The sequence below is a fragment of the Pseudogemmobacter bohemicus genome, from assembly GCF_003290025.1.
Taxonomy (GTDB): Bacteria; Pseudomonadota; Alphaproteobacteria; order Rhodobacterales; family Rhodobacteraceae; genus Pseudogemmobacter; species Pseudogemmobacter bohemicus.
On sequence record NZ_QNHG01000001.1, the window covers coordinates 241,868 to 260,271 of the forward strand.

The window sequence follows — 18,404 nt, forward strand, 5'->3', positions numbered from 1 at the left end:
GGAGGGGGAACCCCTCCCCTGCCCCCTCCCCGCCGCCCGCCGTGAGGCGGGCGGCCAGCGCCCTTGTCTGGTGGAGCACCAGGATCAGAGCGGTTTCAGCCCCGCCTCGATCCGCGCGCGTTTTGCCTCCAGGAAGGGCGGCAGGGACAGGCGTTCTCCGAGGGTCTCAAGCGGCTCATCGACAGTGAAACCGGGGGTGTCCGAGGCGATCTCGAACAGGTTCCCGCCGGGTTCGCGGAAATAGAGGCTGCGGAAATAATAGCGCTCCACCTCGCCCGAAGAGGGAATGCGGAACTCCCTCAGCCGCGCCGCCCAGTCCTCTATGCCCTGGGCATCCGGGGTGCGGAAGGCGACGTGATGCACTGCACCCGCGCCCTGGCGTGCCACCGGCAGCCCGGGCTGCACTGCGACATGCAGTTCTGCCGCCGGGCCACCCGCGCCCATCGAGAACACATGAACCGACCCCTCGCCATCCGGACTGGCATAGTCGCCGGTCTCGCGCATATTCATCACCCGCTCCAACACCGCTTTGGTGGGCGCAAGATCGGCGACCGAGATGGTGATCGGCCCAAGACCCCGGATCTGATGCGCCGTCCCGACGGGGCTGCGCTCCCAGGGGTTGGCCGGGCCGGGCTGGTCAGCCGTCAGCCGGAACCTCTGACCCTCCGGATCCTCGAAATCGAGGCTCACCCGCCCATCCGTCGCGGCGATCCCGCCGGAGGCAAGCCCGGCATCGCGCAGCCGCCCGGCCCAGAAATCGAAACTGTCAGCCGCGATCCTGAGCCCGGTACGGCTGATCGAATGGGTGCCCCGGCGCTCGCGCCCCACGGGCCAGTCGAAAAAGGTCAGGTCGGTGCCGGGGCTGGCCAGACCGTCAGCATAGAACAGGTGATAAGCCGATGTATCATCCTGGTTCACGGTTTTCTTGACCAGCCTCAGCCCCAGGGTCTCGGTATAGAACCGTTTGTTTTCAGGGGCATTGGCGGTGATTGCGGTCAGGTGGTGGATGCCACCCAGGGTAAGATCAGAAGAGTTTGCCATGATCGGCCTCCTTTCGCTCTCGCTGAATATGCGCCGCCCCCCTGTTTCCTTCCAGCGTGGCATTGCCGGAACCTGCGTTCGCTCTTTACGAACGCCGCAGCAGGAGCCACACTCACCGCATGCGCTATACGCTTGATGAGATCGACACGTTTCTGACCGTGATGGAGCTGGGCACCGTCACCGCCGCCGCCGCGCGGCTGAACCTGTCGAAATCGGTGATCTCGAAGCGGCTGAATGACCTGGAAACCGGGCTTGGCGCGGCGCTTTTTCGCAGGAATGCCGGCCGCATCACCGCAACCGAGGCCGCGCATCGCCTGGCCGCCCGCTTTCGCCCGGCGCTGACCGATCTGCGCGCGGCGGCGGAATCGGCGGCCTGGGGCGGCGCGGGCGACGGGGAAGGGCTGCGCGGCAGCCTCTCGCTGGCCGCGCCGATGACCTTTGGCACCCTGCATCTGACCGGGATCATCGCGGATTTCGCCAGGGCGCATCCGGGGCTGGAGATCCGGGTCGATTATGACGACCGCGCCCGTGATCTGGCGCGCGAAGGCTTTGACCTTGCGATCCGGGTCGGCCAGTCGCCGGGCGGCGCGCTGATGTCGCGGAAACTCTGCGAGGATCGCTCGCTGGTCTGTGCCAGCCCCGATTTCCTGGCCCGCCATGGCCATCCCCGCACCCTGCAGGATCTGACGGGCCAGCCGGTGATCGGCTACAGCCATATCTCCAACGCCGATCTGTGGCAGCTGAGCGAGGGGGGCCGCATGGTCTCGCCCGCTGTGACCGAGCGGATCAGCGTCAATAATGGCGAGGCGATGCGCGATCTGGCGGTGGCAGGGCTGGGGCTGGCGATGCTGCCGGGCTTCATCGCGGCGCCGGCACTGCAAACGGGGGCGCTGGTGACGGTACTCGGGCAATGCGGCACGCGCTCGCTGCCGGTAACGGCGCTCTGGCCGCCGGTTCAGCCGATGCCGTTGAAACTCAGGCGGTTCATCGACCATCTGCTGGGGCATTTCAACGGCGAGGCCCCCTGGCTCAGGGTGATCCAGGGGGCCTTATAGGGTCTGGCGCGGGATTCTCGCGCGGGGGGGAGGCAGCAGGGGTCAGGCGCGCGCTTTGAGCCAGGCGCTTGCGCGGATCAGGTCTTCATTGGCCAGCTCATGCCCGGCAGAAAGCGTCCCGGCGGTCAGATCGGCGCCGCCCTGGCGCAGCGCGCTTTCCAGCGCCGGGGCCATGCGGGCGAAAGGATCGCGGGCGCCGTTCAGCATCAGAACCTCCGATCCGGCCATCGCGGCTTCGGATGGGGTCTCCAGCGCCTGCACGGCCCGGAGCAGCATCGCGCGTTTCACCACGCCCGGATGCAGCTGCAGGATCGCGCCGAGCAGGTTCGCACCATTGGAATAGCCAAGGAAGGACAGCGTCCCCTCGTCGATCCCATAGCCGCGGATCGCGCCTTCGGTGAAGCCGGCGAAAGCCTCGGCCTCGGCCCGGATATCGGCCTGATCATAGGTCACGGCATCAAACCGGCGGAACCAGCGGTTGATGCCTTCCTCGGTCGAGCGTCCCCGCACGCCCAGAAGTGTCGCGCGCGGATTGATCTTATGTGCCAGTGGCATCAGGTCGGTCTCATTGCCGCCGGTGCCATGCAGCAGCATGATGGTCGAGCCATCGGGGTCTTCGGGCCGGTGAAAGCGGTGGATGAAGGGGAGATCACGCATCGGAAACCTTTCCTCGCCCGGGCGGGCGAATTGCGGCAGCATGACCCGAAGGTCATCGGCGCGGGCCGTGTCAGAAGGCGGCACCATCAGGGTGCGGCCCAGTTGATCGGGTGCCTCGTCAACGCTCATCCCCGGACCGTCGGTGGCATATTCGATCAGGGCGCCAGCCGGTTCGCGGACATAGAGCGACAGGAAATATTTGCGGTCATGGACATGGGTGGGGCCATGGTCTTTCAGCGAGATCCGCATGGCCTGAACCGCTGCCACATCTGCCGCACGGAACGCCACATGATCGGCCACACCTGCGCCCTGGATCGAAGGGACGAAACCGGAAACCTCTCGGATATCAACCACATCCGTGTCGGAGTTAAGGCGGCGGTTCGCACCGTCGCGGGCGGTTTCCCGATAGCCGAAGCGGGTGATGAACTCTGCTGTCTCATTGCCTTTGTCGGTCAGGAGCGTAACACCGCGCACCCGCATCGCAGCCATGGCTCCGGTGCCGGTCAGCTTGACCACCATCCCGTCCGGGTCTTTCAGCCGCAGGACCGGCTCGCCGAATTCGCGGCTAGGGCCTTCGACCGGGATCCGGGCCGAGAGCGCCTTTGTCAGCCAGTCGCCGATCGTCTCGGGGGCCACGGCCAGCGCGAGTTCCGACACCTGGCCAAGCCCGGTGCGCCCCCTTCCCGCAGCCTCCCAGACCAGGAAGGTCAAAAGCGAGCCGGGGCTGCCGGTCTGATCGCCATAGATCAGGTGGAGCTGCTCGGCATCCTCAAATCCGCCGGTCTGTTTGACCAGATTCAGGCCCAGAAAGCCCATGTAGAAATCGACATTGGCCTGAACATTGGCCGTGATTCCAGTGATATGATGGATGCCGGTTGTCATTTCGTAGCTCCTTTCGCGGGGTTATTTCCCCGCTTCTCGCGCGAGGATCTTCTGCACCTGTTCGTCAGCCGCCAGCCGGTCATGCAGCGCCTGGATATTCGGATAATCCTTCAGCCCGCCCGGAATTTTCGCCCGACCCCAGCGGATCATCGGGAAGGCATAGGCGTCGATCACCGAGCGCCCGCCATCGAGGAACCAGTCGCGCCCGGCCAGATGGTCATTCAGGAGGGCGAATTTCTTCTTCACCATCTCAATTCCGGCGGCCTGCACCTTTGCCTTCGCCTCGTCCGACGGGTCGGTCGTATAGCGGTCGGGCATGAAGACCGGCCAGAAGGCGGCATGCACATCCGAGGTCAGGAAGGCGGACCATTTATGCGCCTCGGCCTTCGCGCGCAGGCTGTCGCCGCCGGAAAGCCCGGCTTCGGGATGCTTTTGCGCCAGATAGTCGAGGATCGCGCCCGCCTGTGTCAGCAGCCAGCCATCGTCTTCGCGCAAAACCGGCACCGCGCCCGTGGGGTTCACCGCCAGGATTTCGGGCGAGCCTGCGGACACCGGCACCGCCTTGTAAGGCGCGCCGATCCATTCCAGCACGATATGCGGCGCCAGCGAACAGGCGCCCTGTTTGTAAAAGAGTGTGGTCATCCTTGCCTCCTGTCGGATCATCCTGCCCGACCATATGGCAATTTGCCGGGCGAGGGGCAGCCCCCGCAGCCGGAATGCTGCGTTCTCGATTGGCGAACGGCGAAAGCCTGCGCGTCAGCTCCGGGGCGGCGAGGTGGGGGGCAGCCAGGTGCGGGCGACCTTCTTCGCGAAACTCTTCAGCCCCTGGCCCGGGCCTTCCAGAAAGGCCTCTGCCCGCGCCGCGTCATGTTTCGACAGATCCCGCACCCACCAGCCCACCGCCTTTTGCATGAACCAGTCGCTTTCGGTGACGTAGCCCGTCGCCCAGCCGAGCACCCGCTCGCGGATCTCAAGGTCTTCGGGTTTCGGATTGTTCATCCGCGTCCAGGGGAGCGTGAAGGTCAGCGCCGCACGTCGCGCCCACATATGGGGCGATTTCGTCCAGGTCTCTACCTCGTCCAGCCTTGAGGGATCGGCGATCAGGCGGCGCCCGCCGGCATCTGCGACCTGATCGGCAATCGCCCAGCCGTCGAACTGCGGCACCCAGGCTGCGATCAGCGCCCAGACCCCGTCATCGGGGCGGATACGGGCCTGGACCAGCAGCTTTGCCGCCGCCACCCGCGCCTCGTGGATATTGCTGTCCCAAAGGCCCGAAGCCAGCGCGATCCGCTGGTCGATGGTGATCTCCTCGCGCCAGGTCTTTGCCAGATCGGTCAGGCGCGGCACCGGAATGCCAAGGGAATCCCGCGCGGTCTTGTGACAGGCAGCAGCCTCGGTTGCGCGGGCGGGATCGGCCTCGGCCCTCAGCTGTGCCAGCGCGGTATCAAGGGGGATCGGGTCTGACATTTGCGGCTCCGGCCTTTGGGGCTGTGCGGGGTTGCTTTTTCTATAGCCTCCCGCCCGTGCGGGGGCCAGCCCGGGAACCGGCGCGTTGCTTTGCTGTAGCGCCTGCGGCAGTCTGGCGGAGAGGGCGGAGCCGGGTGCCAGAAATGGAAACCAGAATGACCGGCGAGGGCGGGATGTTTTCGCCGCTGGTGGCCGGATGCCTTGCAGACAGACTGCTTGCGGTCAGCCTGCCTGGAAGATGTGTCGCGGGGCAGGCGGGCCGCCGCCAGATCCCGCGCCCGATGTGATCGCATGGAACAGCGACGGCACGTTCAGCGGCAGCCGGGGCGGCCGGCTCTATGCCGATGACTGCTATATCACCATCACCCGCCCTTCGGCGAATTCTCGGAAAAGCGCCGCCAGCTGACGCCCGGCAGCGATCACCGGGCGCTGGCCTGGCTGCGCGCCAATCCGCTGCCGCGCGGCGCCATTCCGAAAGCGCTGCCCTGTCCTTACTACGGGACGGACCGGGTCAGCCGGAGCGGGCCGGCCTCGGCCGGAAAGCCGATCTCCTGGTCCGCCTCCTGCCCGAATGAGCCGCTGGCGGCGCTGCGCCAGGGGCTGCTGGACGAGATGACCCGGGCGGCGCCGCAGGTGAAAAAGGTGGAAATGGATCGCTCAGACCGCATGCAGATCCGCAAGGCGGCTGATCCAGGCCGCGTGGAACTCATCCGCCCGCGCGGTCGGCTGACGTTCTGACAGGGTTCTGGCCAGCGGGTCGGGCGCATGGATCCGGCTGCCTGACAGCTCTTCGATCACCGCATGGCCGCAAAACGGCACATGGACCTCGGAATAGCCGCCCTCATGGCTGAGGACGAGCCGCCCGCTGCACAGATCGCGCGCGGCCTTCATCACGCGGCGCGTCATCAGGCGGAAGGTCTCGGCCGTGGCCAGCATCCGCCCCAGCGGATCGACGCCCGAGGCATCGAAGCCGCAGGCCACAAGGATCACATCGGGGCGAAAACGGGTCAGCGCCGGGATCACCACCGTTTCGAACAGTGTCAGATAGGCAAGATGCCCGGCGCCGGGAGGCAGCGGCAGGTTGATATTGGCGCCAAACCCCGCACCTTCGCCCCGGTCTTCGGCATCGCCGGTATTCAGCGGGTAATTCCGCTCCTGATGCAGGGAAATCGTCAGCACATCGGGGTCGTTATAGAAAATCGCCTCGGTGCCATTGCCGTGATGGACATCCCAGTCCACCACCGCGAAGCGCGTGGCACGACCCTCGGCGCGGGCGGCCGCGATCGCCACCGCGATATTGTTGATCAGGCAAAAGCCGTTCGGCCAGTCGGGCAAAGCATGGTGCCCCGGCGGGCGCGAGAGCGCATAGGCATTCTGCATCTCACCTTTCAGAACAGTGCGGAGCGCTTCGGTGGTCAGACCGGCGGAAAGCGCTGCAATCTCATAGCCCCCGGGCCCGAAAGGGGTGCGCAAACCCAGCTCGCCGCCGCCCGCATCCGAGGCCGCGCGAAAGGCATCCAGATAGCTTTGCGGATGGATGCGCGCCAGGTCCGCATCCGTCGCCGGCGCCGCAGAACGGTGGTCGAGATCGCGGATCAGCCCGGTCACCTCCATCAGGTTCTTCAGCCGTCGCTTGGTTTCCGGATTCTCGGGCAGGCCGCCCATGGTCGGCTGTACCAGCCCGCCGACCGGCAAAGTCAGGGCATAATTGCCGCCGCCATGCCAGAAACAGCGCTCATCCGTGAAAAAACCGGTGGTCATGCGGGTCTCCCTGTCTTGTGGCCAGGATTGCTTCGCGGGAAGCTGACCGCAAGGGGAAAGGGAGGAAAGATGGCCTTGCCGGATCTGAGCGCATGGGCGGTGCCGGGGGCGGAGATCCCCGTGCGGGTCACCCCCAATGCAAGGCGCGAGGCGCTGGAGGCGGAGACAGGCAGCCCGGTCAGGATCAGCGTGACCGTTGTGCCGGAGGACGGCAAGGCGACCCTCGCCGCGCGCGATCTGCTGGCAAAGGCGATGGGCATAGCCAAATCGCGGCTGACCCTGGTGCGCGGCGCCAAATCGCGCGACAAGCTGTTCCGGCTGGACTGATCCCGGCGCCCGGGCCTGAGAGCCGGTCTTTGCAGCGGATGCGACCGACTCTCGCCCCGTCGCCTCTGGCCGATGATGGACGCTCCGCGGGGAGTATTTAAGTCAAGAGGAAAGGCATTTCCCCTGACAGAAATACTCCCGCCGGAGGCATCTGCAGTCAGTCCGGGCACGGAACCATGCGGATTATACGCCAGCTCACGGTATTCGGGGGTCAGCCCTTGCGGCGTTCGATCCGGTAACTGCCCTCGGGCAGATCCAGCGCGGCGGCCAGATCGGCGATCTGCGCCATCGAGAGGGTGATGCGGAAGGTCTCATCCGTCTCGGGATCGGTCTGTTCTACCGTCACACATTCATCAAAAGCGGTGATGATGACATCGCCGGTCAGCGGCATACCATCGCCGCCCTCGTCGATCAGGGTGACAACGGTGGCATCATAATCGTGCTCGATGGTGAACATGGGGTCAGCATGGCCTGGTTGCAGCCCATGTGCAATGGGCGCCGGGCGCGGGCGGCGATTGCCCGGGACGGCGGCCCAGCGGTAAAATCATGGTGTGCCGGGGACCTTCGGGCCGCCGCGGCCCGGATCCACGGCATTGCGCCCTTTCCGCCGGTCATCCTAAGCTGCTAATGCTGTGGAAATCCTTTCTGATTGTCCGGCGCCATGGTTTCCGATTCCCTGCTTTGCTCTTCCGATCTCCTCGCGCGCGGGGCAGCCCGGCCTGCCTTGCCGCTGCTTGCCGCTGTTCGGTTGGCGGGGCGGGCGGCGGTGCTGTCGGCTGCCCTTGCCCTCTCGGGCTGTGTGGTTCCGGCGGCCTATCCGACCGATACCGGTGCCAGCGGAGCGATGCGCCAGGAGGTGCTGACCTCGAACGGGAAGCCCCTCGCGCCGAATGACCCGATCCTCGGCGCCGCGGCCCGGATGACTCCGGTTGTCAGCCGCTTCTGTCGTGAACGGCTGCGCAAGGGGAATTGCAATTTCCTGGTCGCGGTGGATGAGGACCGGTCGCAGCCCGCCAATGCCTTCCAGACCGTCGATGATCGCGGTCGCCCGGTGATCGTTTTCACCCGCAGCCTGCTGAATATGGCGAAAAACCCGGATGAGCTGGCCTTCGTGCTTGGCCATGAGGCGGCGCATCACATCGCCGGCCATATTCCGCGCCGCCAGGATCAGGCGATGACCGGGGCAATTCTGGTGGGGATCCTGGGCCAGTCCGCCGGGCTGACCGGCGAGGAGCTGAAACGCGCGCAGGAGATCGGCGCGGGCCTCGCCGCCCAGCATTATTCCAAGGAATTCGAGCTGGAGGCCGATGCGTTTGGTGCCGAGATCGCGCTGGCGGCGGGCTATGATCCGATCCGGGGCGCCAATTTCTTCACCCGCCTGCCGGATCCGGGAAACCGCGTCATGGGCTCGCATCCCGCCAATGCCGAACGCCTCGCAGTGGTGCGGGCAACCGTGAAACGGCTCGGGGGCGGCTGAAAACTGGCGCAATCGCCGGGGGACGGAGACAGGCCTGATGCGGTGGAAGCGCGCCGCATCGTGAGGCCGATCAGCAAGCCTTCTTCCTGCAAAAGCTCCGGCCCGCCGGCTTTCCGCCTTTCCCAGGGACCGATGCCCGCAGGGCCCCGGTAAGAGTTTTGGGCAGACAGCGGAAAGGTCGCAGACAGCGGAAAGGTTCCGGCATTGCGCTGCGGCGCAGAGCGAGAGCAGCTATCTGTCGATATGGCGTTTGGCAGGTCAATGCCGTAGTCACCCGGTCGCTGCCACCGCTTCCCGGCGCTTGCCGCTTACCCTGAACCGGGCGGCGGGCAGGCGTCTCCCCAGGCGCTGAGGAGGCTGCGTCACTTTTCCCAAAGCTGCCGCATGCAGAGCTGGCCACAGGATCTGCCCGGTGATAATGCGGTACACCCACCGGGAAAAAGGTCCTGCGGGGTCGCGTTCCGACCTCTCTCATGGTTCGATCAGCTGGGATATGCTGGTCCGCGATGTCGAAGCCCGGTGCATGGGTCTGGTTGATCCAAAGCAGGATGACGCCCCGGTGGAACCGTAGGGCTTTCGTTCGACGCGGGAAAACCGGACCGCAGATTATGCAATGGCTGGCGCCGACGTTGCGGAGCGCAGCCCTGGCCAGATAATTGGAACCGATGCTTCCCGTCGTCAGAAGAGAACCGAAATATCGGATCTGCGGGGGGTAAGACCGTTTCGCTGTGCGGCACTGGCATGTTCAGAGTGATCCGCGCAGCTTGGGCAAAAGATCGGTCGTGCTCGCCCCGACTGTAATGCCAGTCCGGACGTCAGGATCGGACCGCGTTGGGAGCATTTTCGTTGTTCCGGACAGTCGGCAGGCCGGAAATCCCCTGGCGGAATGCCCTTTGATGACTGCGAAACCTGGGCTAAAACATGGGGCAGGCCAGAAATATTTGATGTGGTGTTATATTATTGATTTATAATGATATTTATTTGTAAGACAGGCAAGGCGATGCAATTTCACGATCCGCGAAGATCAACTCATCCTTAGGGGAGTTGCCGCAGTGATGTTGAAAAAGCCGCCCTCGCATCGCCCCGGCCATGGCTGCCCGATCTGGGGTCTGCCGTATACCGCGAAGGTGTTGGGAGTGTCAGGGGCCACCGCCCGGCAACTGCCCGGCGATGGGCTGAACGACCGGGCGTTCCGCTCTGTCAACCTGTCTGGCAAGCGCTTTCGCGAGAGAGTTGAAGACCTGGCTAAGGGGGGGACTGAGACGGGTGCCCCGGCTGAGAGGATATGCTGGCAGGTTTATACGCCCTGTAAGCCTCATGGAGTCCCCGCAAAGCACGGCGAGTGGCAACCTGGCCGGGTCAGGTAAGGGTTCATGGCCTTCCATGTGCTCCCTCAGCTTTGGCGGAGGTAATATCCCTTGAACAGCGCCGCGTTTCTCGGACACTTCGCGTCGCATCCTCTGCTGCCGTTCGTACCCGATGGGCGACAGCATCCCGTTCCTCGCATGTTTGGCCTGGGGTTTCAGAACATCTCGATGTCTTGCCTTTTCTTCTTCGAGGATACGGCAGGTTTGCCTGACCAGTCGGTCGGCAGGGCGCGGTGCAGATCGAGGCCCGCCCGCGCGAGGATCTGGATTTGACGGTATCAGGGCAGATGATCCGCATATCTGGCTCGCCAGAACATGGGCGAGTATGGCCCCGGGTCGGCAGGCCGCCTGTGATCAGATGCGATTGTGCCGGGCCTGCGTTCCCCCATCGCCGGAGGTGCGGCAGGCCGTTCGGGCATTCCTTCGGAGCAATGGGCGTCATGCGCTCCATTCCTGTGCTGGGCGACGATGATACGCGCCGGCGCCGGCACGGTGTCCCGCCGCTCCGGGCGGTCTTGTGCAGGATGCCGCAGCTGCAGGGGCAGATCAGGCTGGAGGGTTTGATGACCTCTTCGATACGCGGCAGCGCTGCAGGCAGGTTGCCTTATGATCTGTGCGAATAGCCTGCCTGTCGGTCCAGACGCAGCTTTGAGCATGTGCAAAGACTGAAGGCGGGGCAGAAGAAATCCTGCGCGCAACCAGACCAACGCAGCCGTTGATAGCTGTTGCCAGGAGGATGTTTGTCGATCTCTGGAACATGCGGCAGAACCAGGGGCATGATGCCAGGGCCATGATCGCGGCACCGGTGAATGACATGGGCAGCCAGATCCATGCCTGGCCGGATAAAATCATCAGCGCCATAAGGCCGTCCGTTATCTCGGCCTGTGAAGCACGGCGCGAAGCTCTGGGGCGTCAGAGCTGCGTGCTGATCGGCCAGGCCAGGAAAGTGGTGCCGGTGCAAGGCGGGATGGGGCGTTTAACGAACATGCCATGACGGTCATGGAAGAGCCCTGGAAAGCCTGTGAAAAAGGAGCTCCGCCTTAAGCGTGCGGTGTTGAAGCCAGTGTTTCCGGTGCCTTCGAGTTTCCGGCGCCTCTGGCCTGCAGCTCCGAAAAGGCTGTCTGCCCAGGAAATTTCGTTTCCGTTCATGGGCTTAGTAGATATTTTCGGTCACAGGAAGTGTCTGGTGGAGCAGAGGGGGATCGAACCCCTGACCTCGTCATTGCGAACGACGCGCTCTCCCAACTGAGCTACTGCCCCACGGCTGTCCGGGTTCTGGACCCTGGCGCGAGGCCTGTCAAGATCCGGTGCATTATGGCGGCTTTGGGGCGGGAGGATCGCGAGGGCAGGGCGGACTGCCCTTCGCCGCAGGGCGCGGTGCCTCAGCGGCGGGCGTTTTTTTCGGCGATGCCGGAAAGGCCTTCGCGGCGGGCGAGTTCTGCAAGCACTTCGGCCAGTTCCACATCACGGGCGGTGAGCATCACGAGGAAATGGTAAAGCACATCCGCGCCTTCGGAGATCAGCCGGTCGCGGTCGCCCTTTGCGGCCTCGATGATCGCCTCGACCGCTTCCTCGCCGAATTTTGCGGCGCATTTCTCCGGACCCTTTGACAGCAGTTTCGCGGTCCAGGAGGTCTCGGGATCGGCGGCTTTACGACCGGCGATGGTCTCCGCGAGACGGGCGAGGATATCCTGATCCGGATCGGCCATGAGGGTTCCTTTCGCAGGCTCTGGCGTCATTCCAGCCGCATCGGGATGCCGGCTGCCGCCATATAGGCCTTGGCCTCGCCGATTGTCCAGGTGCCGAAATGGAAGATCGACGCGGCCAGCACCGCCGAGGCGCCGCCTTCGCGGATGCCGGCGACGAGATGGTCAAGCGTGCCCGCGCCGCCCGAAGCGATGACCGGGATCTTCACCGCGTCGGAAATCGCGCGGGTCAGCGGCAGGTTATAGCCGTCTTTGGTGCCGTCACGATCCATCGAGGTCAGCAGGATCTCGCCCGCGCCCTTCGCCTCGACGAGGCGGGCGAAGTCGACGGCGTCGATGCCGGTCGGTTTGCGGCCGCCATGGGTGAAGATTTCCCATTTGCCGGGGCTGACGGTTTTGGCGTCGATGGCGACGACGATGCACTGGCTGCCGAAACGGTCGGCGGCCTCGGCCACCACATCCGGGTTTGCGACGGCAGCGGAATTGAAGCTGACCTTGTCGGCGCCGGCGAGCAGCAGCGCGCGGACGTCTTCTTGGCTGCGGACCCCGCCGCCCACGGTGAGGGGGACATAGATCTGCTCAGCGGTACGGGTGACGAGGTCGAACATCGTGCCGCGGTTTTCATGCGTTGCATGGATGTCGAGGAAGGTGATCTCATCGGCGCCGGCGCGGTCATAGGCGGCAGCCACGGCGACCGGATCGCCGGCATCGACCAGATTGACGAAGTTCACGCCCTTGACCACGCGGCCATCGGCGACGTCGAGGCAGGGGATCAGACGGGTCTTCAGCATCGGGGCGGGCTTCCTTTGGCTGAGGGCGGAGGGGGCGCTGCCCCCGTCCCCTGTCGGGGACTCCCCCGGGATATTTATGGACAGATGAAAGGGTCAGGCTTTCAGTGTTTTCAGAGCCTCGGCGAGGTCGATGGCGCCATCATAGAGGGCGCGGCCGGAAATGGCGCCGGCGATCACGCCGGTATCTCGCAGCTGGATCAGGTCTTCCATGCGGGAGACTCCACCCGAGGCGATCACCGGGATCGAGACGGCGCGGGCGAGGGCCTCGGTCGCTTCGATATTCGGGCCCTGCATGGCGCCGTCGCGGTCGATATCGGTATAGATGATGGCGGCAACGCCGGCATCCTCGAAGCTTTTCGCGAGGTCGGTGACCCGGATGGTGGTTTCCTCGGCCCAGCCTTTGGTGGCGACGAAACCCTTGCGGGCGTCGATCCCGACGGCGACCCGGCCCGGGAAGCTGCGGGCGGCCTCGCGCACGAGATCGGGGTTTTCCACCGCGACAGTACCGAGGATCACCCGGGCAAGCCCCTTTTCCAGCCAGAGCGCGATGGTCGCCATATCGCGGATACCGCCGCCAAGCTGGGCAGGCACTTTGATCCGCGCGAGGATCGCCTCAACCGCCGCAGCATTCACCGGCTGGCCGGCGAAAGCGCCGTTCAGATCGACGAGATGCAGCCATTCGCAGCCTGCGGCCTCGAATTTGGCAGCCTGGGCGGCGGGGTCATCGCCGAAGACGGTGGCTGCGGACATCTCACCACGCAGGAGCCGCACGCATTGGCCGTCCTTGAGGTCGATGGCGGGGTAGAGGATCATGGGCCCGGGCTCCGTCACTTCTGTCTGCTGCGGACCTTTCGCATGGGTGGGGCCGGAAGGGAAGGCCCGGGGCCGCGACCCGACGTCATCGGCAGCCGGACCCCACGTCACGCTTGATCGGTATGGTGCCGCGCCAGAGGCTGAGGGGGTTTTCAGGGAAGGAGGAGCCCGCAATGAGACCCGCAATGAGAACTGTAGCTTTGGCCATGGTGCTGTCCATGTGCGCCGGTGCCGCGATGGCGGCGGATCCGGTTTTGGGGGTCTGGAAGACGAAGCCGGATGATAACGGCAATTTCGGCCATGTCAGGGTAGAGACCTGCGCTGCGCTGATCTGCGGCACGCTGGTCAAGGCGTTCGACGGGGCGGGGAAGGAAATCGACTCGGACAATGTCGGAAAGCGCATCATCTGGGATATGCAGCCCTATGGCGATGGCTTTTACGATGACGGCAAGGTCTGGTCGCCGGATCGGAACAAGACCTATAATTCAGAAATGCAGCTGAGCGGTAACAGCCTGGCGGTCAAGGGCTGCGTGCTGGGGATCTGCCGCGATGGCGGGACCTGGACGCGGGTGAAGTGATCTGTCCTGGCGGGGCCGGCGGTCGTCGCGCCGCTGACCCCGCCCGGGCAGGCCGGCATCCGTTCCGGGGTGCCCGGGGGGCAGAGCAGGGGTTTTATGGCGCTGCCCGCTCCGTCCTTGACGGGAAAGCCGCTGATCCCCATGGTCCGGCGCTATGAACAGTGCCGAACAGCTTTCGCAATGCCTTGTGCTGAACACGGTTTCGGCCGCCCGCATCCTTTTGCGGCGCTATGATCAGCGGCTGAAGGCGCATGGGGTGACGGTGCAGCAATTCGCCCTGCTCTCGGCGATCCGCTTTCACCCCTCAGAGCCGGTGGCGGCGTTTGCGCAAAAGGTTGCGCTGGACCGCACAAGCCTGACGCGCAGCCTTGATCTGCTTGAGAAAAAGGGCCTCGTGCGCCGCGTGGCGGGCAGCGGCAATGCCCGGCTTTGCGCCCTGACCGAGGCCGGAGACCAGTTGCTGGACAGGCTGCATGGCGAATGGCTGGCGGCGCAGAACGAGCTGATCTCGCGGGTGACTGCGGCCGAGGCGGATACCTATCTCAAGGTTGCCCGGGCGCTTTCGGAGGAGTGACACCGGAACAGACGTCGGAACAGGAGGGTTGAGTTTGATTGCCAATGTGTATATGCACAGTGCAAATACACATAAAAGGGCGCCCGCCATGCAGGATCCGATTGTCGTCACCGGCCTTGGGGCTGTCACGCCGCTTGCTTCCGGCGTTCAGGCCAACTGGCGCCGCCTTATGGCCGGCGAAAGCGGGATCAGGCGGAATGACCGCTTTGACACCCTGGGCTGGAAATGCCGCATCGCAGGGCTGGTTCCGCCGGCGGGCGAGACTGCGGATGGTTTCGACCCCGAGACGGCCATGTCGCCGCAGGAGCTGCGCAAGACCGATCTCTTCATCCATTACGCCATGGCCGCCGCAGATGAGGCGCTGCGCCAGGCGGGGTGGCAGCCGCAGGATCCGGGGGGCAGATCCCGCACCGCGACGCTGATCGGCACCGGGGTCGGCGGTGTGCCCGCCATCACCGGCGCGACCGAGACGATCCGCACCGCAGGCGTGCGCCGGCTGTCGCCCTTTGTGGTGCCGTCTTTCCTGCCCAATCTCGCGGCCGGTCAGGTCTCGATCCGTTACGGTTTTCACGGACCCTCGGGCGCGCCGGTGACGGCCTGCGCGGCTTCGGCCCAGGCGATCGGCGATGCGATGCGGCTGATCCGCAGCGGCGAGGCCGATATCGCGCTGTGCGGCGGGGCGGAGGCCTGTGTCGATCCGGTCGCGATTGGCGGCTTCACGGCGGCGCGGGCGCTGTCTTTCGGGTTCAATGAGGATCCGGCCGGCGCCTCGCGCCCGTTTGATGCCGCGCATGACGGGTTCGTTTTGTCCGAAGGGGCGGCGATGCTGGTGATCGAGCGGCTCAGCCATGCCCAGGTGCGTGGCGCGACGCCGCTGGCCGTGGTCTCGGGCTATGGCACCACCACCGACGCGCATCATGTCACTGCCGGCTGGGAGGATGGCCGCGAGGCCGCGCGCGCGATGGAAATGGCACTGGCCATGGCGGGGCTGGCGCCGGGCGAGATCGGCTATGTCAATGCTCATGCCACCTCCACCCCGGTGGGGGATGCGGCCGAGCTTCAGGCGCTGACCAGGGTGTTCGGGGCGGATGGTGGCGGGGTTCCGGTCAGTTCCACGAAATCGGCCACCGGCCATATGCTGGGGGCGGCGGGCGCCATCGAGGCGGTGTTCTCGGTGCTGGCCTTGCGCGATCAGCGGCTGCCGGCGGGGCTGAATATCGACACACCGATGGAGGCGGCGGCGGGGTTCGACCTCGTGCGCGGCCAGGCGCGCGCGGCAGAGGTGAACCATGTCCTGTCGAATGCTTTCGGCTTTGGCGGGGTGAATGCGGCGCTGATCTTCAGCCGGCCCGCATCGCTGAGCCCGCATCGCTGAGCGCTGGTCGCTGTGCAGTGCCCCGGCGGCAACGGCGCGGGCGGTCTGGGCCAAGGATCAGAGTGGTTTCACTGTGTTGACGCTATGCCGGCGCCGCATTGTGGCCGCCCGCGCCCGGGGCGGGCGTTGGCCAGATTGCCCCACCGTTTCAGGGTGCCTCACCCGGGCGGGTCAGAGCGTCGTGCAGCTCCCGGATCTTGCGGTTCAGGGCGATCATCTCCGCCGGTTCCATCCCCGCTTTGGTGAAAAGCGCCTCACCAAGGCAGCGGCTTTCCGATTTCAGCGCCACCCCGCGCGGGGTCAGCGCGACCGCCACGCCGCGCTCATCCTCGGGGCGGCGGGTGCGGGTGACCAGCCCGGCGGCCTCCAGCCGCTTGACGAGCGGGGTGATCGTGCTTGGCTCCAGGTCCAGCCGGGCGGCGATGGCGCCGATGCCGCGACCGTCTTCCTCCCATAAAGCGCTCAGCACCAGGTATTGCGGATAGGTGATCCCCAGCTGATCCAGCAGCGGTTTATAGAGGCGGTTGATCGCCATGGAGGTCGCATAAAGCGAGAAGCACAGCTGATCTTCGAGGGTGAGGTCATAGGCCATAATGCCGCTTATCACGAAATTAGTTATCGCGCCAATAAAAAGCTGGACAGGGTTCGTCGGGCGGCGTAAAGAAAATTATCGCAATAATTATTATCGGAAAAATAAAGGAATCGCCCTATGTCAGTCCAGGTTCTCTACCGTACAAGGGCCACCGCAACCGGCGGCCGTGAGGGCGAAGCCCGCAGCGAAGACGGCCACCTTACAGCCGCGCTTTCGACGCCGAAAGAACTTGGGGGTGCCGGAGGGCCTGGCACCAATCCCGAGCAGCTTTTCGCTGCCGGCTATGCCGCCTGTTTCCTCGGCGCGCTGAAACTGGTGGCCGGGCAGCAGAAGGTGAAGCTCCCGGCCGGGGCCGCGATCACCGCGAGCGTGGGCATCGGGCCGCGCAGCGAGGGCGGTTTTGGCATTACGGCGGATCTTGAGATCAGCCTGCCCGGCATCCCCCGTGAGGACGCGCAGCGCCTGATCGAGGCCGCGCATCAGACCTGCCCCTATTCCAACGCCACCCGCAACAATGTCGATGTCGGTCTGAGCCTCGTCTGACCTCCCAAAATCGGCTGCCAGAACCGGGGCGGCCTTCAGCCCTCCGGATCTGCGCGCCAGCAATGGCGCCGATCACCCACATCATCACAGGAAACCACCATGTTCGGGATCTCGCCTCCCGGCTGGCTGCATACGCTTGGCAGTCTGCCCGCCATTCCCCTTGCGCTCTGGATGCTGGCCCGCCACGGTCGGATCGTGCCACGCTCCGGCGCCGGGCTCGCCTGGTTCATCTTCATGCTGATCGGCGGGCTGACGGTATTTCCCATTGCGAAACTGCCGGTCAGCAATGTGGTCGCAGTGGTGACACTGACGCTCCTGCTGGCGGGCTACTCGGTCGGGCGTATCCCTGGCCTGGGCCGCGCTGGCCCCTATCTGGAGACCATCCTCCTCAGCCTGACGGTGTTCCTGCTGATGGTGCCCACCGTCAACGAGATTCTGACCCGGGTGCCCGACGGCAATCCGATTGCAAAGGGATCGGATTCGCCGGTCCTGCTGGGCGCTCTGGTTGCGCTGGTCGTGATGCTGATCCTCGGGCTGACGGCGCAGATCCTGCATCTGCGCCGCCGGGGGAGGGAGGCCAGCGCCCCGACGCGCTGACCCCGGTGCGCTGACCCCGATGCGCTGAGCTTTACGCGGTCAGATCGCCTGGCCGCCCGAAACCTCGATCCGCTGGCCGGTGACCCAGCGGTTGTCGTCGGAGAGCAGGCTTGCCACCATCGGGCCGATATCGTCAGGCAGACCGACACGGCCAAGCGCGGTCAGCCCGGCATATTTCGCGTTCAGATCCTTGTTGTCCCGCACCAGGCCGCCGCCGAAATCGGTCTCGATGGCCCCTGGCGCCACCGCATTCACCGTGATCCCGCGCGCCCCCAGCTCCTGCGCCATGTAGCGCGTCAGCACCTCGACCGCGCCCTTGGCGGCCGCATAGGCCGAGAAACCCGCCGCCGAGAAGCGCGTCAGCCCGGTCGAGAAATTCACGATCCGCCCGCCATCGGCGATCAAAGGCAAAAGCGTCTGGGTCAGAAAATAGACGCCTTTCACATGGACGTCGAAAATGCCGTCGAACTGTGCCTCGGAGGTCTGGGCAAAGGGGGTGAACTCGCCATGGCCGGCATTGTTCACCAGATGGTCGAAGCTCTCGCGCCCCCAGGTTTCTTGCAGGCCGGCGCGCAGCCGGGCGGCGAAATCCGGGAAAGCTGCCAGATTCGAGACGTCGAGTTGCAGTGCCAGGGCCTTGCGCCCAAGGGCCTGGATTTCCTGAACGACCCCGGCGGCCTGGCCGGCATTGCCGCGATAGGCCACCACCACATCGCCGCCATGGCGGGCGATGGAAAGGGCGGTGTTGCGGCCAAGGCCGCGATTGGCACCGGTGATCAAAGCGATCTTGCTCATGCTCTG

Annotated in this window: 20 protein-coding genes and 1 tRNA gene; 9 read left to right on the forward strand and 12 right to left on the reverse strand. The window is 65.3% G+C overall.

Features of this window, described 5'->3' with window-relative positions:
* Nucleotides 1-84 precede the first annotated feature (84 nt).
* Nucleotides 85-1,041 (reverse strand): ring-cleaving dioxygenase, encoded by a 957-nt coding sequence (locus tag DRF71_RS01095; RefSeq protein WP_112308795.1) that lies wholly within the window; start codon nt 1,039-1,041, stop codon nt 85-87.
* A 119-nt stretch (nt 1,042-1,160) separates the two neighbouring features.
* Here DRF71_RS01095 and DRF71_RS01100 point away from each other — a divergent pair, with 119 nt between their 5' ends.
* The gene (locus DRF71_RS01100) at nt 1,161-2,096 is read left to right on the forward strand and encodes a LysR family transcriptional regulator (protein WP_112308796.1); all 936 of its coding nucleotides are present in this window, start codon (nt 1,161-1,163) and stop codon (nt 2,094-2,096) included.
* A gap of 42 nt (nt 2,097-2,138) precedes the next feature.
* Here DRF71_RS01100 and DRF71_RS01105 read toward each other — a convergent pair whose 3' ends face one another.
* The 4 genes from DRF71_RS01105 to DRF71_RS01120 form a co-directional block, all read right to left on the reverse strand.
* Nucleotides 2,139-3,635: a VOC family protein gene (locus DRF71_RS01105; protein ID WP_112308797.1), complete on the reverse strand. Its 1,497-nt coding sequence runs from the start codon at nt 3,633-3,635 to the stop codon at nt 2,139-2,141.
* A 21-nt stretch (nt 3,636-3,656) separates the two neighbouring features.
* On the reverse strand, nt 3,657-4,277 hold the full coding sequence (locus DRF71_RS01110; protein WP_112309897.1) for a glutathione S-transferase family protein: 621 nt from the start codon (nt 4,275-4,277) through the stop codon (nt 3,657-3,659).
* 114 nt (nt 4,278-4,391) lie between these two features.
* Nucleotides 4,392-5,102: a DNA alkylation repair protein gene (locus DRF71_RS01115; protein WP_232831238.1), complete on the reverse strand. Its 711-nt coding sequence runs from the start codon at nt 5,100-5,102 to the stop codon at nt 4,392-4,394.
* Nucleotides 5,103-5,759: 657 nt separating this feature from the next.
* Nucleotides 5,760-6,863 carry a class II histone deacetylase gene (locus tag DRF71_RS01120; protein ID WP_112308798.1) on the reverse strand — a complete coding sequence of 368 codons (1,104 nt, stop codon included), beginning with the start codon at nt 6,861-6,863 and terminating at the stop codon, nt 5,760-5,762.
* 69 nt (nt 6,864-6,932) lie between these two features.
* Between DRF71_RS01120 and DRF71_RS01125 the strand changes: the two genes are divergently transcribed.
* Nucleotides 6,933-7,190, forward strand: coding sequence for a DUF167 domain-containing protein (locus tag DRF71_RS01125; protein WP_112308799.1), 258 nt, complete (start codon nt 6,933-6,935; stop codon nt 7,188-7,190).
* Between the two features lie 211 nt (nt 7,191-7,401).
* Here DRF71_RS01125 and DRF71_RS01130 read toward each other — a convergent pair whose 3' ends face one another.
* On the reverse strand, nt 7,402-7,647 hold the full coding sequence (locus DRF71_RS01130; protein ID WP_112308800.1) for a hypothetical protein: 246 nt from the start codon (nt 7,645-7,647) through the stop codon (nt 7,402-7,404).
* 204 nt (nt 7,648-7,851) lie between these two features.
* On the opposite strand from DRF71_RS01130, the gene DRF71_RS01135 reads away from it, so the two are divergent.
* Together DRF71_RS01135 and DRF71_RS01150 are read left to right on the forward strand one after the other, a co-directional pair.
* Nucleotides 7,852-8,667: a M48 family metalloprotease gene (locus tag DRF71_RS01135; protein ID WP_112308801.1), complete on the forward strand. Its 816-nt coding sequence runs from the start codon at nt 7,852-7,854 to the stop codon at nt 8,665-8,667.
* 2,157 nt (nt 8,668-10,824) lie between these two features.
* Nucleotides 10,825-11,028, forward strand: coding sequence for a hypothetical protein (locus tag DRF71_RS01150; RefSeq protein WP_157970860.1), 204 nt, complete (start codon nt 10,825-10,827; stop codon nt 11,026-11,028).
* A gap of 190 nt (nt 11,029-11,218) precedes the next feature.
* Here the strand turns inward: DRF71_RS01150 and DRF71_RS01155 are convergent.
* The 4 genes from DRF71_RS01155 to hisA all read right to left on the reverse strand — a co-directional run bounded on the left by DRF71_RS01155 (nt 11,219) and on the right by hisA (nt 13,344).
* A tRNA-Ala gene (locus DRF71_RS01155) sits at nt 11,219-11,294 on the reverse strand.
* 122 nt (nt 11,295-11,416) lie between these two features.
* A complete protein-coding gene (locus DRF71_RS01160) occupies nt 11,417-11,743 on the reverse strand; it encodes a phosphoribosyl-ATP diphosphatase (RefSeq protein ID WP_112308805.1) in 327 nt (108 codons plus the stop codon).
* Nucleotides 11,744-11,769: 26 nt separating this feature from the next.
* A complete protein-coding gene (gene hisF, locus DRF71_RS01165; RefSeq protein ID WP_112308806.1) occupies nt 11,770-12,531 on the reverse strand; it encodes an imidazole glycerol phosphate synthase subunit HisF in 762 nt (253 codons plus the stop codon).
* A gap of 93 nt (nt 12,532-12,624) precedes the next feature.
* Nucleotides 12,625-13,344 carry a 1-(5-phosphoribosyl)-5-[(5-phosphoribosylamino)methylideneamino]imidazole-4-carboxamide isomerase gene (hisA, locus tag DRF71_RS01170; protein ID WP_112309899.1) on the reverse strand — a complete coding sequence of 240 codons (720 nt, stop codon included), beginning with the start codon at nt 13,342-13,344 and terminating at the stop codon, nt 12,625-12,627.
* 185 nt (nt 13,345-13,529) lie between these two features.
* Here hisA and DRF71_RS01175 point away from each other — a divergent pair, with 185 nt between their 5' ends.
* The 3 genes from DRF71_RS01175 (at nt 13,530) to fabF (ending at nt 15,871) form a co-directional block, all read left to right on the forward strand.
* Nucleotides 13,530-13,922 carry a DUF2147 domain-containing protein gene (locus tag DRF71_RS01175; RefSeq protein WP_112308807.1) on the forward strand — a complete coding sequence of 131 codons (393 nt, stop codon included), beginning with the start codon at nt 13,530-13,532 and terminating at the stop codon, nt 13,920-13,922.
* Between the two features lie 154 nt (nt 13,923-14,076).
* The gene (locus DRF71_RS01180) at nt 14,077-14,496 is read left to right on the forward strand and encodes a MarR family winged helix-turn-helix transcriptional regulator (RefSeq protein WP_112308808.1); all 420 of its coding nucleotides are present in this window, start codon (nt 14,077-14,079) and stop codon (nt 14,494-14,496) included.
* 88 nt (nt 14,497-14,584) lie between these two features.
* Nucleotides 14,585-15,871: a beta-ketoacyl-ACP synthase II gene (fabF, locus tag DRF71_RS01185; RefSeq protein ID WP_112308809.1), complete on the forward strand. Its 1,287-nt coding sequence runs from the start codon at nt 14,585-14,587 to the stop codon at nt 15,869-15,871.
* 148 nt (nt 15,872-16,019) lie between these two features.
* Here the strand turns inward: fabF and DRF71_RS01190 are convergent, their stop codons facing one another.
* Nucleotides 16,020-16,463: a MarR family winged helix-turn-helix transcriptional regulator gene (locus tag DRF71_RS01190; RefSeq protein ID WP_112308810.1), complete on the reverse strand. Its 444-nt coding sequence runs from the start codon at nt 16,461-16,463 to the stop codon at nt 16,020-16,022.
* A 117-nt stretch (nt 16,464-16,580) separates the two neighbouring features.
* On the opposite strand from DRF71_RS01190, the gene DRF71_RS01195 reads away from it, so the two are divergent.
* Together DRF71_RS01195 and DRF71_RS01200 are read left to right on the forward strand one after the other, a co-directional pair.
* On the forward strand, nt 16,581-17,006 hold the full coding sequence (locus DRF71_RS01195; protein ID WP_112308811.1) for an organic hydroperoxide resistance protein: 426 nt from the start codon (nt 16,581-16,583) through the stop codon (nt 17,004-17,006).
* Between the two features lie 99 nt (nt 17,007-17,105).
* Complete coding sequence (locus DRF71_RS01200) at nt 17,106-17,603, forward strand: hypothetical protein (RefSeq protein WP_112308812.1); 498 nt, start codon at nt 17,106-17,108, stop codon at nt 17,601-17,603.
* A gap of 39 nt (nt 17,604-17,642) precedes the next feature.
* On the opposite strand, the gene DRF71_RS01205 is transcribed toward DRF71_RS01200, so the two are convergent.
* A complete protein-coding gene (locus DRF71_RS01205) occupies nt 17,643-18,398 on the reverse strand; it encodes an SDR family NAD(P)-dependent oxidoreductase (protein WP_112308813.1) in 756 nt (251 codons plus the stop codon).
* Nucleotides 18,399-18,404: the final 6 nt, after the last annotated feature.

Coding starts and splice junctions, on each gene's coding strand:
- DRF71_RS01095 (WP_112308795.1), bottom strand. CDS start 1,041: ATGGCAAACTCTTCTGATCTTACCCTGGGTGGCATCCACCACCTGACC.
- DRF71_RS01100 (WP_112308796.1), top strand. CDS start 1,161: ATGCGCTATACGCTTGATGAGATCGACACGTTTCTGACCGTGATGGAG.
- DRF71_RS01105 (WP_112308797.1), bottom strand. CDS start 3,635: ATGACAACCGGCATCCATCATATCACTGGAATCACGGCCAATGTTCAG.
- DRF71_RS01110 (WP_112309897.1), bottom strand. CDS start 4,277: ATGACCACACTCTTTTACAAACAGGGCGCCTGTTCGCTGGCGCCGCAT.
- DRF71_RS01115 (WP_232831238.1), bottom strand. CDS start 5,102: ATGTCAGACCCGATCCCCCTTGATACCGCGCTGGCACAGCTGAGGGCC.
- DRF71_RS01120 (WP_112308798.1), bottom strand. CDS start 6,863: ATGACCACCGGTTTTTTCACGGATGAGCGCTGTTTCTGGCATGGCGGC.
- DRF71_RS01125 (WP_112308799.1), top strand. CDS start 6,933: ATGGCCTTGCCGGATCTGAGCGCATGGGCGGTGCCGGGGGCGGAGATC.
- DRF71_RS01130 (WP_112308800.1), bottom strand. CDS start 7,647: ATGTTCACCATCGAGCACGATTATGATGCCACCGTTGTCACCCTGATC.
- DRF71_RS01135 (WP_112308801.1), top strand. CDS start 7,852: ATGGTTTCCGATTCCCTGCTTTGCTCTTCCGATCTCCTCGCGCGCGGG.
- DRF71_RS01150 (WP_157970860.1), top strand. CDS start 10,825: ATGATCGCGGCACCGGTGAATGACATGGGCAGCCAGATCCATGCCTGG.
- DRF71_RS01160 (WP_112308805.1), bottom strand. CDS start 11,743: ATGGCCGATCCGGATCAGGATATCCTCGCCCGTCTCGCGGAGACCATC.
- hisF (WP_112308806.1), bottom strand. CDS start 12,531: ATGCTGAAGACCCGTCTGATCCCCTGCCTCGACGTCGCCGATGGCCGC.
- hisA (WP_112309899.1), bottom strand. CDS start 13,344: ATGATCCTCTACCCCGCCATCGACCTCAAGGACGGCCAATGCGTGCGG.
- DRF71_RS01175 (WP_112308807.1), top strand. CDS start 13,530: ATGAGAACTGTAGCTTTGGCCATGGTGCTGTCCATGTGCGCCGGTGCC.
- DRF71_RS01180 (WP_112308808.1), top strand. CDS start 14,077: ATGAACAGTGCCGAACAGCTTTCGCAATGCCTTGTGCTGAACACGGTT.
- fabF (WP_112308809.1), top strand. CDS start 14,585: ATGCAGGATCCGATTGTCGTCACCGGCCTTGGGGCTGTCACGCCGCTT.
- DRF71_RS01190 (WP_112308810.1), bottom strand. CDS start 16,463: ATGGCCTATGACCTCACCCTCGAAGATCAGCTGTGCTTCTCGCTTTAT.
- DRF71_RS01195 (WP_112308811.1), top strand. CDS start 16,581: ATGTCAGTCCAGGTTCTCTACCGTACAAGGGCCACCGCAACCGGCGGC.
- DRF71_RS01200 (WP_112308812.1), top strand. CDS start 17,106: ATGTTCGGGATCTCGCCTCCCGGCTGGCTGCATACGCTTGGCAGTCTG.
- DRF71_RS01205 (WP_112308813.1), bottom strand. CDS start 18,398: ATGAGCAAGATCGCTTTGATCACCGGTGCCAATCGCGGCCTTGGCCGC.